9 protein-coding genes are annotated in these 14206 nt (G+C 68.7%); 7 read left to right on the forward strand and 2 right to left on the reverse strand.

The window, feature by feature from the left end:
- The first annotated feature begins 7 nt into the window (after positions 1 to 7).
- From ACX80J_RS16645 to ACX80J_RS16665, 5 genes are all read left to right on the forward strand, one after another.
- The gene (locus ACX80J_RS16645) at positions 8 to 694 is read left to right on the forward strand and encodes an NADPH-dependent F420 reductase (RefSeq protein ID WP_459348546.1); all 687 of its coding nucleotides are present in this window, start codon (positions 8 to 10) and stop codon (positions 692 to 694) included.
- Positions 695 to 1074: 380 nt separating this feature from the next.
- Entirely contained in the window at positions 1075 to 3147 is a 2073-nt protein-coding gene (locus tag ACX80J_RS16650; protein ID WP_459348547.1) for a glycosyltransferase, read from the forward strand.
- Complete coding sequence (gene opgC / locus ACX80J_RS16655; protein WP_459348548.1) at positions 3144 to 5723, forward strand: OpgC domain-containing protein; 2580 nt, start codon at positions 3144 to 3146, stop codon at positions 5721 to 5723. Before ACX80J_RS16650 ends, opgC begins: the two co-directional genes overlap by 4 nt.
- 298 nt (positions 5724 to 6021) lie before the next feature.
- Positions 6022 to 6822, forward strand: a complete 801-nt coding sequence (locus ACX80J_RS16660; protein WP_459348553.1) for an HAD family hydrolase — start codon at positions 6022 to 6024, stop codon at positions 6820 to 6822.
- Positions 6819 to 9299 (forward strand): glycoside hydrolase family 65 protein, encoded by a 2481-nt coding sequence (locus ACX80J_RS16665; protein ID WP_459348549.1) that lies wholly within the window; start codon positions 6819 to 6821, stop codon positions 9297 to 9299. The genes ACX80J_RS16660 and ACX80J_RS16665 overlap by 4 nt, the downstream gene beginning before the upstream one ends.
- A gap of 40 nt (positions 9300 to 9339) precedes the next feature.
- On the opposite strand, the gene ACX80J_RS16670 is transcribed toward ACX80J_RS16665, so the two are convergent.
- A complete protein-coding gene (locus ACX80J_RS16670) occupies positions 9340 to 9873 on the reverse strand; it encodes a DnaJ family domain-containing protein (RefSeq protein ID WP_459348550.1) in 534 nt (177 codons plus the stop codon).
- 339 nt (positions 9874 to 10212) lie between these two features.
- Positions 10213 to 11871, reverse strand: a complete 1659-nt coding sequence (locus tag ACX80J_RS16675) for a glycoside hydrolase family 13 protein (protein ID WP_459348554.1) — start codon at positions 11869 to 11871, stop codon at positions 10213 to 10215.
- 233 nt (positions 11872 to 12104) lie between these two features.
- Here ACX80J_RS16675 and ACX80J_RS16680 point away from each other — a divergent pair, with 233 nt between their 5' ends.
- Positions 12105 to 13244, forward strand: a complete 1140-nt coding sequence (locus ACX80J_RS16680) for an ROK family protein (protein WP_459348551.1) — start codon at positions 12105 to 12107, stop codon at positions 13242 to 13244.
- A 49-nt stretch (positions 13245 to 13293) separates the two neighbouring features.
- Positions 13294 to 13959: an SDR family NAD(P)-dependent oxidoreductase gene (locus ACX80J_RS16685; protein ID WP_459348552.1), complete on the forward strand. Its 666-nt coding sequence runs from the start codon at positions 13294 to 13296 to the stop codon at positions 13957 to 13959.
- Positions 13960 to 14206: the final 247 nt, after the last annotated feature.

Raw genomic sequence — 14206 nt, forward strand, 5'->3', positions numbered from 1 at the left:
GCTGGGCATGAGGAACAACACAGCAGGCCGGACAGGCGCGTCGCGCAGCACCATCGGTTTCATCGGGAGCGGCCATATCGGCTCGCAGCTCGCACGTCTCGCCGTTGCGAACGGCTACCACGTCGTTCTGAGCAACTCCCGCGGCCCGGAGACGCTGCAGGACCTGATCGGCGAGCTGGGCGACTCCGCGCGCGCCGGGTCCGTCGAGGACGCGGCGAGGGAGGGCGACGTCGTCGTCGTCACCATCCCGCTGAAGGACATCGGCTCGGTTCCCGTGGAGCCGCTCGCCGGCAAGCTCGTCATGGACACCTGCAACTACTACCCCCAGCGCGACGGGCAGATCGCCGAGCTCGACGACGAGAGCACGACGACGAGCGAACTCCTGCAGCGCCACCTCCCGGGTTCCTCGGTGGTGAAGGTCTTCAACAACATTCTCGCCGCGCAGCTGACCACCGACGGGACTCCCGCCGGCACACCGAACCGCCGAGCGCTGGCCATCGCCGGGAACGATGCGGACGCCAAGCAGGCCGTGGTGGAGTTTCTCGACGAGTTCGGCTTCGACGCCGTGGACGCGGGGCCTCTTGCGGAGGGCTGGCGCTTCCAGCGGGACACCCCGGCCTACGTCGCAGCGCACGACGCCGACGGCGTGCGCGAGGCGCTCGGGCAGGCTAGGCGTTACGCCGACATGGGCTGACCTGCCCCGCCCGGCCATTCATCGGGCTCACCCGCCCGGCCATTCATCGGGCTCACCCGCCCGGCCATTCATCGGGCTCACCCTCCCGGCCATTCATCGGGCTCACCCTCCCGGCCATCCAGCGGGGTCACCCTCCCGGCCATCCAGCGGGCTCCCCCTCCCGGCCGCGCACCTGCCGCTCCTCGGCTGTAGCACGGAAATCACCCGGCATCACCGCAGCCCGCATCGTCGCACGTGCGGTCCGCAGGACCGGGTACCTTAGTTCAAGTGCTTGATGGCCACTCAGGGGCCAGTGGGCGTCTCAGTGCTGCCATTGCGGCGCACACAAGTCACCGGAGCAGTGCCTCGCGCACACCGAGCAGGAAGTGGAGTGCTAAAGCATGAGGCCGTCGTCACCGAGCGATTCTTTCCAGAATGACCAGGAGGGCGGCGACCAGAATGCCACCTCGGGCGGGCGGACCCTGCTGATCCGGGCGATCGTCCTCGTCACGGCAGTCCTGGGGTTGAACTACATCGTCTGGCGGTGGCTGTTCTCCATCAACTGGGACGCCTGGTGGATCGCCATCCCGCTGGTGCTCGCCGAGACGTACTCGCTCATCGATTCCCTCCTGTTCGGCTTCACGGTCTGGAAGCTGAAGAAGCGCGTGCCGCCGAAGGCTCCCGAGGGCCTCACCGTCGATGTCTTCATCACCACCTACAACGAGCCGCTGGACCTCGTCCTCACCACGGCCCGTGCCGCGAAGGCCATCCGCTATCCGCACAAGACGTGGATCCTCGATGACGGCAATCGGGCAGAGGTGCGCGAGGCCGCCGAGGCCGAGGGCATCGGCTGGATCACCCGGTCCGCCGACTGGAAGGACATGCCGCGCCACGCGAAGGCGGGCAACCTCAACAACGCCCTGATGTCCACGGACGGCGAGTTCCTGGTCATCCTCGACGCCGACCAGATCCCCGATCCGCTCCTGCTGGACAGGACCCTCGGGTACTTCACCAACGAGAAGATGGCGCTGGTGCAGACCCCGCAGGTGTTCATCAACGTGCCGGACTCCGATCCGCTGGGCAGCCAGGCGCCGCTCTTCTACGGGCCCATCCAGCAGGGCAAGGACGGCTGGAACGCCGCCTTCTTCTGCGGATCGAACGCGATCATCCGCCGTGAGGCCCTCATGCAGCTCGGCGTCACCCGTTATGTCACGGAGATAGAACTCGCGCTCTACAGGGCGCTGAAGACCTCGAACAAGGTGATCGCGAAAGCCAAGAAAAGCCTGGGCCCGGGGAACGAACGCGTGGACGAGGCACTGGACCTGGTGGCCAAGGACCTCCGCAGGGTGCGGCGCCGGCTGCAGAAGGGCCACGGCATCTCCGAGGTCACCTACGAGTTCCAGCAGCGCGTCGCCGCCGTCACCCGCAATCTGGTCGCCGCGGACATCGCCGCCTTCCGGGAGGACCTCGCTTCCCTCTCGGACCTCGACATCGAAGGCTTCGAGTCGGGATCGCAGGACGCGTCCGGGACCACCCCCGGCCTCGCCCTCGTCGACGACGCCGCGCTGGACCAGCTCGCGCAGCGTGCCTGGTCGCCCCTCGCGGCGATCGACACCGTCCGTGTCCTGATCGACTCGGTCAACGCCGACCGCACCGGGGAGGCCCAGGCCGTCATGCCGATGGCCACCATCTCTGTCACCGAGGACATGGCCACCTGCATGCGCCTCCACGGACTCGGCTGGGAATCGGCCTACCACCACGAGAAACTGGCCGACGGCCTCGCCCCCGAGGACTTGAACTCCATGCTCACGCAGCGCCTCCGCTGGGCGCAGGGCACCGCGCAGGTGATGTTCCGTGAGAACCCGTTCGCTCAGAAGGGGCTCTCCTTCGCACAGCGCCTCATGTACGCGTCGACCATGTGGAGCTACCTCTCCGGGTTCGCGGCCGTCGTCTACATCGGCGCGCCCATCATCTACCTGATCTTCGGGATCCTCCCAGTCAACTCGATCAGCACGGAGTTCTTCGTCCGGCTGATCCCGTTCCTGCTGGTCAACCAGCTGCTCTTCGCCGTCGTCGGCAAGGGCGTCAAGACCTGGCGCGGCCAGCAGTACTCGCTGGCCCTGTTCCCCGTCTGGATCCGGTCGATCACCTCCGCGTTCGGCAACGTCTACCTCGGGCGGAGCCTCGACTTCGCGGTGACGCCGAAAACGCTGCAGCAGGACGCCCAGCTGCGGTGGGACCTCGTCAAGCCCCAGCTGTGGGCCATCGGACTGCTCGTGGCGGCGGTGATCATCGGGATCATCCGGATGGCCGTGGGCCAGGCCGACCTCCTGGGGACGTCGGTGAACATTGTCTGGGTGATCTTCGACCTCGTCATCTTCAGCGTCATCATCGAGGCTGTCCGCTACCGCGGATACGAGCACTACCAGTCCGACATCGCGAAAGCGAAGGCACAGCGGGAATCGACCCGATGACGGCGACCACGTCGCGGACTCGGGCAGGAATGGCTGCGTGGGTCCTGGTGGCATCGATGATCGGGCTCCTCATCGGGGGTGTCCCGGCGCAGGCGACCGGGCTGCCCGCAACCACGACCACGTCCGACCAGCCGCCCGTCGAGGACCCGACCGCCCTGCCCGACGGCCGCTACTTCGGCCCCGAACTCGACTGGTCCGCAGACAACGCCCGCGCCTACGCGGACCGCACGGGGATCACGCCGTCGTTCTTCAGCCGGCCGATCCCCTACCCACTGGACGACGCAGCCGAGCGCGACCTCTTCGACCTCGCACGCCAGGAGGCACCGCTGGGGTCCCTCGCGGTCGTCACCCTCGAACCGTCGAAGCCGCTGGAGGACCTGACCGACGACGACGCCGAGCACCTCGCCGACACGCTCGGGCGCATCAGCGACGAGTTCCGCACGGCATTCTTCCTCCGTTTCGCGCCCGAGATGAACGGCACCTGGTTCAGCTGGGGGCAGCAGCCCGACGAGTACATCGGCGCGTTTCGGACCGTCGCGGATGCCGTACACGCCGGGGCCCCCGGCGTGGCTCTGGTCTGGTCGCCGTCGTACGCGGCCGGCTACCCGTTCACCGAGGCGTACGGCGCGGTGGAGGGTCGTCAGTCCGGGGCCGTGACGCGCCTGGACACGAACGGCAACGGCCTGATCGACACCGGCGACGACCCCTACGAGCCCTACTACCCCGGCGACGACGCCGTGGACTGGGTGGGCCTGACGATGTACCACTACGGCAGCTACGAGCAGAGGCCCACGAGGAACGCGGACGGGACACGGGAGTACTCCGGCGCGATCAGCACGTCCGTGCTGCCCGAGCCGGACAAGTTCGCCGACCAGCTCGCGGGCTCCTACGGTGCGGCTCCCGGCGCACCGCGCATCGACTTCGCAAAGCAGTACGCAGCGGGGAAGGGCAAGCGGTTCCTCGTGCAGACGGCCGCGCTGTACGACCCGGAGGACGCCGACAGCGCACCCGAGGCGGACATCAAGCGTGCCTGGCTCGACCAGCTGTTCGACCCGGCGATCACCGAGGAGTACCCGGAGATCGGGATGGTGGCCTGGCTCGAGGCGGAGCGCCCGGAACCCGAGGCCCAGGGCCACACGGTGGACTGGAGGCTCGGCGCGGACGACGCGACGAAAGCGGTACTGACGGATACTCTCGACGCGGTGCCGGACGTCCGGCTCGGGCCCGTGACGGAGGTCGTCCCCCAGGAGGACGCCAACGCATCGACGAAGCAGGTGTGGCAGGCGGCCGCCCCGGTCAGCGCCGTGATGGGTTATCTGGTCGCGTGCATCGTCGGGCTCTTCGCCCTGATCCTCCTGGCCGGACTCGCCCGGCGCGTGGTCCCGCAGTGGCGGTATCCGGACGAGCAGGCTCCCCGCGACGGCCGCATCGACCTGCTGCGCGGCTGGATCATCACCTCCGTGGTCGTCACCCACATCGAGGTCGCCGGTCCGTGGTCCTTCATCTCACGCAACCTCATCGGGACCATCACGGGCGCCGAGCTGTTCGTGATGCTGTCCGGCGTCGTGCTCGGCATGGTGCACCCTCTGGCCGTTCAGCGCCGCGGAGCCGGAGAGGCGGCAAAGGGAACCACCCGGCGGGCGGTGAAGCTCTACCTCACGTCCCTGGCCGTGGTCCTCACCGTCTACCTGCTGTCGCTGGTGCCCTTTCTCGACGCATCCGTCCTCACCACCTTCACGGACCGCGGGACCGGCGCGGCAGGCATCGGCGCCACCGGCCGCGTGTACGACCTGTACCCCAATGTCCAGCGGCTGTTCGACTACCCGCCGCCCGGATACGCGGTGCGGGACCTGCTGCTCCTCAACATGGGACCGTGGGCCTTCAACATCATGGGCCTCTACGTGGTGCTGACGCTGACGGTCCCGCTGCTCGTCCTGCTGCTGAGGAAGAAGCTGTGGTGGCTTCTCCTCGCCATCAGCTGGGCGCTCTACGCCCTCGACGCGGTCTTCTCCCTGCGGGTCTTCGACTCACAGTTCCAGGACGTCTTCCCGCTGCTCACCTGGCAACTGATCTTCGTCCACGGCGTCACGATCGGCTACCACCGCCGGGCGATCATCAACGCGCTCAGCACCCCGCGGGGGAAGATCCTGGTCGGCGTCGCCACCGGCGCATATGCGCTCGTCCTGGGAGTGCTCTGGCTGAACTACGCCCTGGGACTCGGCCTGCCCTTCATCCCGGCCGGCTTCTACGAGACCCTGTACGAATCCGCGTACGTGCGCGTGTTCCTGCAACCCGGACGGCTCCTGAACCTGGCCTTCTTCATCGTCGCGGCGCACGTGATCCTGACGTCGTTCTGGAAGCCCATCAACAGGCTGACCGGCTGGCTGTACATCCCGCTGGGGCGCGCGAGCCTGTACGTCTTCATCGTCCACGTGTACTTCGTGCTGGCGGTCGCGAACATCCCCGGGCTCGACCGCGCGAGCGCCTGGCAGGGTCTTGTCATCCACGCCGTCGTGACCCTCGCCATCTGGCTGATGGTCAAGAGGAAGGTCCTGTTCGGGATCATCCCGAACTGATGGGTCCGACCGGGATCGCGAGCGTAACTGCTGGATGCGCAACGTTCCAATCCGCCGTGTGCCCACGAAGAGGTGTTATGGCGGTAGACTTTAACGTGTCCGGCAGCGGTGCTGCAGGATTCGGGCCGCCCAGGCCCGCCCGTCCCAGTTCTGGTCTCGCCGTTGACGACCCCGTCCGGCCGGCTTCCTCGGACACGCTCTCCCCGGTGCAGGATCAGTGCTGACCAACGCCGCCGCTGTCGATCCGCACCGTGATGACCATTCACGGCTCCCGCCACCCCTGAAGGCGATCAGCACCATGACCTCCCTCCCCGCCCACGCGCGCCTCTCGTCCCTGAGCGCACTCCTCTTCGACCTCGACGGCGTCCTCACGCCCACGGCCGAGGTGCACATGCACGCCTGGGCGCGGCTGTTCACCGCCTACCTCGAGGCCCAGGGGATCGAGCAGGCCTACACCGACGCGGACTACTTCACCTACATCGACGGACGCCCCCGCTACGACGGCGTCCGCGCGTTCCTCGCCTCCCGCGGCATCACGCTGCCCGAGGGCCTGCCCGATGATCCGCCCGAGGCCGAGACCGTCTGCGGGCTCGGTAATCGCAAGAACAAGGCCTTCAACGAGACCCTCCAGGTGGAGGGAGTGAAGCCCTATCCCGGCTCCCTCGCATTCCTCGACGCCGCCGTCGCCGCCGGAATCCAGGTCGCAGTCGTCACCAGTTCCCGCAACGGTGTCCCCGTCCTGGCAGCGGCCGGGCTGAGTGATCGCTTCGAAGTCGTCGTCGACGGCGTCCTCGCCGCCGGCCGGGGCATCGCAGGCAAACCTGCTCCCGACACCTACCTCTACGCCGCCGAACTGCTCGGCCTCCCCGCCTCTGCATGTGCCGTCGTCGAGGACGCCCACTCCGGCGTCGCCGCCGGGCGTGCCGGCGCCTTCGGTCTCGTGATCGGCGTCGACCGGGGTGTCGGCGCCGATACCCTCCTCGCCCATGGGGCGGACACCGTCGTCGACGACCTCGCCGAACTCATCCCCTTCCTCCCTGCCCGACCGGCCGTCGCCGGTCCGGGCGCGCACCTCGTACCCCAGGAACTCCCCTCATGAACCTCATCTCCTCCGACCCCCTGGACCGCAACCATTTCCCCGTCGATGAGTGGGCGCTCGTCGAGACGGAATTCGACGTCTCCCTCCAGGGGCGCACCGAGACCCTCTTCACCGTCGGCAACGGCTACCTCGGCCTCCGCGGCAACGTGGACGAAGGCCGGGACGGGCACCACTACGGCACCTTCATCAACGGCTTCCACGAGACCTGGCCCATCCAGCACGCCGAAGAAGCCTTCGGCTTCGCCAGGGTCGGGCAGACGATCGTCAACGTGCCCGACGCGAGGATCATCCGCCTGTACGTCGACGACGAACCGTTCGTCCTGACGGAGGCGGACATCCTGCGCTACTCGCGGCGCCTCGATTTCGCCGACGGCGTCCTGGTGCGGGAGCTCGAGTGGCGCACGCCCTCCGGCAAGCGCGTCCTCGTGCGGACGCGCCGTCTCGTCTCGTTCTCGGACCGTCACCTGGCCGTCGTCGACTACGAGGTGGAGATGCTCGACGCCGAAGCGTCCATCCTCCTCTCCAGCCAGATCCTCAACCGCCAGGACGGCGTCGACGAGGATCAGGTGCTCCCTGCAGCCGACAGCGCGACGTTCGATCCGCGCAAGGCGGACTCGTTCAAGGAACGGGTACTCCAGCCGCGCCTCAAGCGCGTCGACGGCTCGCGCTACCTGCTCGGCTACCGCACCACCAATTCGTCGATGACCGTAGCGTGCGGCGTCGAGCACGACCTGGTCACCGACAACGAGTGGGACCAGCGGTCCCATCTCGAGGACGACCTCGCCAAGCACGTCTACCGCGTGAAGGCGAAGCCCGGCCGGCCCATCCGGCTCGTGAAGACCATCACCTACCACACCTCCCGTGGCGTGCCCGTCCGCGAGCTCGCCGACCGCTGCGGCCGCACGCTGGACCGCGCCCTCGAGGTCCCCGTCGAGGAGCAGTACCAGAAGCAGCGGGAATGGCTGGCCGATTTCTGGTCGCGCTCCGACGTCGAGGTGGAGGGGCAGCCCGTCACCCAGCAGGCCGTGCGCTGGAACATCTTCCAGCTCGCCCAGTCCACGGCCCGCACCGACGGCGGCGGCATCGCGGCGAAGGGCGTGTCCGGCTCCGGGTACGGGGGCCACTACTTCTGGGACAGCGAGGTCTATGTCCTCCCCTTCCTCAGCTACACCGCTCCCCTCGTGGCACGGAATGCCCTTCGCTTCCGCCAGACCATGCTCGAACCGGCGCGCGCCCGCGCCGTCGAACTGAACCAGCGCGGGGCGCTGTTCCCCTGGCGCACGATCAACGGGCAGGAGTCGTCGGCCTACTACGCCGCCAGCACCGCCCAGTACCACATCGACGCTGACATCTCCTATGCGCTCATGCAGTACGTCGCGGCGACCGGGGACAAGGACTTCCTCGTCCGCGGGGCGATCGACATCCTCGTCGAGACGGCGCGGATGTGGGCCGACCTGGGCTTCTGGCGCAGCAACGGCGACGACTACTTCCACATCCACGGGGTCACGGGGCCCGACGAGTACACGACCGTCGTCAACGACAACCTGTATACGAACGTCATGGCGCGGGCCAACCTGAAGTCGGCGACGCGTGCCGTCGAGTCGCTGCGGACAGCTGATCCCGTCTCCTACGAGCGGATGGTCTCGCGCCTGAAGCTCAACGAGGACGAGATCTACGAATGGGCGCTCGCCGCCGAGAAGATGTACATCCCCTTCGACAAGCGGGCGGGCATCCACCCGCAGGACGAGGCGTTCCTGGAGAAGGAACTGTGGGACCTCGAGCACACCCCCGCGAGCAAGCGTCCCCTGCTGCTGCACTACCACCCGCTGGTGATCTACCGCTTCCAGGTCCTCAAGCAGGCCGACGTCGTCCTCGCCCTCCTCCTGCAGGGCCATGAGTTCACCCCGGAGCAGAAGCGAGCAAACTTCGAGTACTACGAAGCCCTGACGACCGGGGACTCCACCCTGTCCGCGGTGGTCCAGTCGATCATCGCGGCGGAGGTCGGGTACCAGGACCTGGCGATGAAGTACTTCCTGTCCGCACTGTTCGTGGACCTCGCCGACCTCCACCACAACACGTCGGACGGCATCCACGTCGCCTCGACCGGTGGGGTGTGGAGCGCCCTCACCTACGGGTTCGCCGGCATGCGCGACCATGGTGGGAGCATCACCTTCGACCCGCGCCTTCCCGAGGCCTGGACGCGCATGAGTTTCCGGGTGACGTTGCACGGTACGCGGGTGCGTGCCGACGTGACCCAGCATGCGATGACCCTGACGGTCGAAGCAGGCGTGAGTGCGACGGTCACCGTCCGCGGCGAGCGGGTGTACGTGGGGACGGACCATCCCGTCACGGTCCTGCTCGACCACCAGGGCCCGCGCCTGACCGGCACTCCGAGCACACGCGACATCGAAGGAACCCGCCGGGCGGACGGCACGCTGGTGACGGCGTCGATGCCCACCATTTCGCTGCGCGCCTAGCGGGACACCCGGGCGGAAGCGGTTCCGCTGCAGCCGTCGCTCAGGTGCCGCCGCGCCAGATGCGCCGCCAGAAGGATGCCTTCGGTGGTGCGGGCGGCGCGGCGGCCTCCGCCGCACGCCGGGCAGCAGCCCGGCGCTCACGCCACCGCTCCACCTCCGCGTCGACATCGCGCAGCTTGGTGATGACCGGAGGGCCGCCGAGGAGCTGGCGCCTCGCGTCGATCACGCGGTAGTTGAAGTCCTCGAGGATCTCGCGGACCTGTTTCTCGGTGTACTGGCGGTCGAGGCGGTCGTCGAGCTCCGCGTCCTCCGTGCGCAGCAGGATGGCCCGCGGGCCGAGTCCGGTGATGTTCTCGCGCTGGATGAGGCCCTTGACCCACCAGTCGGGATCGTGGCTCTCCCCCAGTCCCGGGATGGGCTTGCCCGCGAGCGCGAGGTTGTCGAAGTCGCCACGTGCCACGGCCCGGTCCACGATCAGCCGTGCGCGTTTGACCTCGTCCTCGCCCTCGCGCAGCGGGGCCATCTCGCCGGAGCCGGGGTCGCCGTCGTCGTTCTGCCGTTCCAGCTCGGCCATCGCGTCACCGGCGTCCCCTCGGGCAGCGCGGAACTGGGCCGCCTTCCGCAGCCGCTCCTCGTGCTCCTGGGATCTGCTGATGTCGCTGCCCTCCGGGTCGGTCGTGCCGGTCTCTCCAGTATTCCGACGTCCTACCGGCCCTCGCAACCGATTCTCCGGCGGATGAACGGGCTCGCGTTCCGTCGTCGTGCGTACCGCGGGACTACCTCTGCCCTGGGTCTGCACACCCGGCGCGGCGGCCCGGATCCGGGGGTACACGCGCCACGGCTCTGGGCACCCGCGCCGCGAGCGCCCCGAGCCGGAAGAAGCTGCCGCAAAAGAGCTGCCGGCCTGAAGGCGCTAGGCGATCCAGGCCGTCGTGTCCGCCGGGAGCTTGCCGTCCACGAGCGGCGAGCTGCTCAGCAGCACCGTACCTGCGGGCAGGTCAGCGGGCTCCGATCCGAAGTTGGTGACGCAGTGCCAGCCGCCCGGACGCGTGAAGTGCAGGACCTCGGGCGACGGCTCCTCGATCCACTCGAAGTCCTCCTCGCCCTGCAGTTCGCGGCGCAGCTCGAGCGCCCGACGGTAGAAGCTGAGGGTGGAGCCGGGATCGCCCTCCTGCACCTCGACGGCGTACTCGCCGAACCACTCGGGCTGCGGCAGGTGCGCGCCGGCGAAGCCGAAGCCGAAGGACTCGCCGTCCCTGGTCCAGGGCAGCGGCACACGACAGCCGTCACGGCCCACGTCCACACCGGTGTTGCGGAAGAACGTCGGGTCCTGACGGTCCTCGTCGGCGATGTCGGCGACCTCGTGCAGGCCGAGCTCCTCCCCCTGGTACAGGTAGGCGGAGCCGGGCAGCGCCAGCATGAGCTGCGTGACGGCGCGGGCGCGGCGCTCCCCCAGCTCGCGGTCCAGCTCGGGTTCGGTGCCGCCGCTCAGCAGCCAGGCCGAGCCGTCCTGGCTGTCCGTGCCGCCCTGGCCGGGCTTGCTCACGCTGTCCGGCCCGGCGGGCGGCAGGCCGTAGCGCGTGGCGTGCCGGACGACGTCGTGGTTGGAGAAGACCCAGGTCGACGACGCACCGGAGGTCTTCGCCTCGACGAGGTTCTTGGTGATGGTGTCGCGGAACTGGTGGGGGTCCCAGTCCGCCTTCAGCAGGTCGAAGTTGAACGCCTGACCGAGTCCCTCGGGGCTGGCGTAGCGGGCGCGGCGGTCGGCATGCACCCAGGCCTCGGCGACGGCGGTGCGCGGCGGGGTGTACTCGTTGAACACCCTGCGCCACTCGGCGAAGACCTCGTGCACCTCGTCCCGGTCCCAGAAGGGGTGCTTTCCGTTGTGGTTCCCACCCTCGGGGCCGAGGTCCGCCTTGGACGGCAGCGGCTCGCTCATGTCCTTGGTCAGGGCGTGCGCCACGTCCACGCGGAAGCCGTCGACGCCGCGATCGGACCAGAAGCGAAGCGTCGCCAGGAAGTCGTCGCGGACCTCGCGGTTGTCCCAGTTCAGGTCGGGCTGCTCCCGGGCGAAGATGTGCATGTACCACTGGCCGTCCTCGACCCGCTCCCACGCGGGTCCGCCGAACACGGAGTCCCAGTCCGACGGCGGCTCGTCGCCATCAGGGCCCTTGCCGTCGCGGAAGATGTAGCGGTCGCGGGCTGCGGATCCCTTCGGAGATGCCAGCGCCTCCTGGAACCAGGCGTGCCGGTTGGAGGTGTGGTTGGGCACGATGTCGGCGATGAGCTTGATGCCGGCCCGGTGCAGTGCGGCGATCATCTCGTCGAAGTCCTCGAGGGTGCCGAGCTTGGGATCGACATCGCGGTAGTCGTCGACGTCGTACCCGCCGTCCGCGAGCGCGGAGGGATAGAAGGGGCTCAGCCAGACCGCGTCGACGCCGAGGGATGTGAGGTACGGGATCCGGGAGGTGATGCCCTTGAGGTCACCGATGCCGTCGCCGTTGGAGTCGGCGAAGCTGCGCGGATAGACCTGGTAGACGGTGGCCTGGCGCCACCAGTCGGGGTCCTGCATACGCTCGGCGAGCGCCTCGGCAGACAGCTCCGTAGCGGTATCGACGGCGGATTCAACGTCGGGATTAACGGTGGATGTCACGGGTGTCGTCCCTCTGTGATGTGGAAGTGTGGGCACTGGGGTTGCCGGCGCGGCCCTGCTGAAAGAGTCACCCGGCAATTCACCCAGACATTATTTTTACGATAGAAATAAGAGGCGTGTCAATGGCCGGAACAGCTGAAGGAGGACTTGCGATGGAGGCGGTTCGGTCGCTAGCGCTTCACAGCCCCGCCCGCGCCCTGGCGCGGGAAGTCCTCGTCCGCGGCCCCATCTCCCGCGCCGACCTCGCCGCCCGCCTCGGCCTGTCGATCGCGAGCCTGACACGCCTGAGCAAGCCGCTCCTGGACGCCGGCGTGCTCCGCGAATCGGAGGAGCACGTCGCCGCACCGATCGGCCGGCCGACGCGTCCCCTGGAGATCAGCCCGGACGCGCACCGGTTCGTCGGCATCAAGCTCACCGGCCATAGCGCGGCGGCAGTGGCGACGAACCTCAAGTCCGACGTCGTCGACACGAGTGAGCGTGTCCTGCCCGGCCAGGACGTGGACGACGTCGTGTGCACGATCGTCGAGGCCATCACCGACCTCGGCCCCCTCGACGCATTCAGCGGCGTGGGCATCAGCATCGGCGGCAAGGTCGGTTCCAGTGCCCGGGTGGTACGCGCCCCCTTCCTCGGCTGGCGCGACGTACCCCTCGCCGACCTCCTGCATCAGCGGACCGGCCTGCCGGTCGTGGTCGAGAACGACGTCGTCGCCCTCACCATCGCGGAACAGTGGTTCGGCGCCGGGCGGGGCGAGAAGGACTTCGCCGTCCTGACGATCGGTGTCGGCGTCGGATACGGCCTCGTCATCAACGACTCCGTCATCGCACCCCCGGACGCCGGACTCGGCCTCGTGGGCCACTACCCGCTGGAGGCCTCGGGGCCGGAATGCCCCGATGGCCACGAAGGCTGCGCCTCGGCGGTCCTGACCATCCCGGCCATCTGCTCGCAGTTCACCGCGGCGACGGGCGAGCAACGATCCTACGAGGACATCCTCGGACTCGCAGCGGAGGGACACCCCGCTGCGAGCGGGATCGTCGAGGCGGCCGGCTGGAGGCTCGGCCTGCTGGTGTCCGCCGTCGCGAACCTGACCATGGTGGACCTCGTCATCCTGTCGGGCGAGGGCATGGACCTCGCGGAGGTCGCCGCCGTTCCCCTGCAGGATTCGGTCGCCTATCACCGCGACCCGGAGGCAGCGCCCCTCCGGTTGAGGCGGCAACCCACGGACTTCGCGCAGTGGGCCCGTGGCGCCGCCGCCGTCGCCATCCAGCGCACCATCCTCGGGACACTCGGGTGAGGACCCGCGGTCACGGAATCATTCAGCCAGCTGATCGATTGCACCGGGTATGACTACTCTCGCAATCATCGGGGCAGGACGCGGTCTCGGAGCCGCAGTGGCACGGCGTTTCGGGGCGGAGGGGTTCTCCGTAGCCCTCATCTCCCGGAGCCAGGGCAAGGTGGACGCACTCGCGGAGGATCTCGGCAAGGAAGGCATCCATGCCCGGGGCTTCGCCGCGGACGTCCGGAATCCGGAATCCATCGCAGCCGCCCTCGAAGCCGCGACCGAGACGCTCGGACCGATCGAGGTGCTGCAGTACAGCCCTCTCCCCCAGAAGGACTTCATGCGGCCCGTCCTCGAGACGACGCCGGCGGACCTCAAGGGTCCGGTGGAGTTCTCGATCTACGGATCCGTGGCCGCAGTGCACCAGGTGCTGCCCGGCATGCGGTTCCTCGGTCAGAATCGCGGCACCATCCTCTTCGTCAACGGCGGCTCCGCGGTCAAACCCGGGCGCGCTGTGACCGGTACCTCGGTAGCGTTCGCAGGCCAGGCCGCCTACGCCCAGCTGCTGCACGAGGTGCTCGCCGAGGAGGGCATCCACGTATCGCAGCTGATCATCGGCGGCCGGATCGTCGAGGGTGATCCGGAGAAGGACCCCAACGTCCTCGCCGGCGTCCTGTGGGACCTCCACGCCCGGCGGGACACCTTCCGCCGGCAGATCAGCGCGGATTGATTCCGCACCTGCCGGGAGATCCGACATCCACGCGGGTTCCTCTCCTTCCGGACTGAGCAGCACCCGCCGGCGCGGGGGGGGGGGGGGGAGAGGAGGGGGGAGGGGGGGGGGGGGGGGGGGGGGTGGGGGGTGGGTGGTGGGCGTGGGTGGTACAGGGGACGTCGGTGAGGTAGAGCTCGCCCTGGGCGTTGCTGGCATCGATCCGGCCCAGCGCGGTGCGCAGGACCGCCGCGTCGAAGGCGTAGAT

Source organism: Arthrobacter rhamnosi (assembly GCF_054510975.1).

Coding starts and splice junctions, on each gene's coding strand:
- ACX80J_RS16645 (WP_459348546.1), top strand. CDS start 8: ATGAGGAACAACACAGCAGGCCGGACAGGCGCGTCGCGCAGCACCATC.
- ACX80J_RS16650 (WP_459348547.1), top strand. CDS start 1,075: ATGAGGCCGTCGTCACCGAGCGATTCTTTCCAGAATGACCAGGAGGGC.
- opgC (WP_459348548.1), top strand. CDS start 3,144: ATGACGGCGACCACGTCGCGGACTCGGGCAGGAATGGCTGCGTGGGTC.
- ACX80J_RS16660 (WP_459348553.1), top strand. CDS start 6,022: ATGACCTCCCTCCCCGCCCACGCGCGCCTCTCGTCCCTGAGCGCACTC.
- ACX80J_RS16665 (WP_459348549.1), top strand. CDS start 6,819: ATGAACCTCATCTCCTCCGACCCCCTGGACCGCAACCATTTCCCCGTC.
- ACX80J_RS16670 (WP_459348550.1), bottom strand. CDS start 9,873: ATGGCCGAGCTGGAACGGCAGAACGACGACGGCGACCCCGGCTCCGGC.
- ACX80J_RS16675 (WP_459348554.1), bottom strand. CDS start 11,871: ATGCAGGACCCCGACTGGTGGCGCCAGGCCACCGTCTACCAGGTCTAT.
- ACX80J_RS16680 (WP_459348551.1), top strand. CDS start 12,105: ATGGAGGCGGTTCGGTCGCTAGCGCTTCACAGCCCCGCCCGCGCCCTG.
- ACX80J_RS16685 (WP_459348552.1), top strand. CDS start 13,294: ATGACTACTCTCGCAATCATCGGGGCAGGACGCGGTCTCGGAGCCGCA.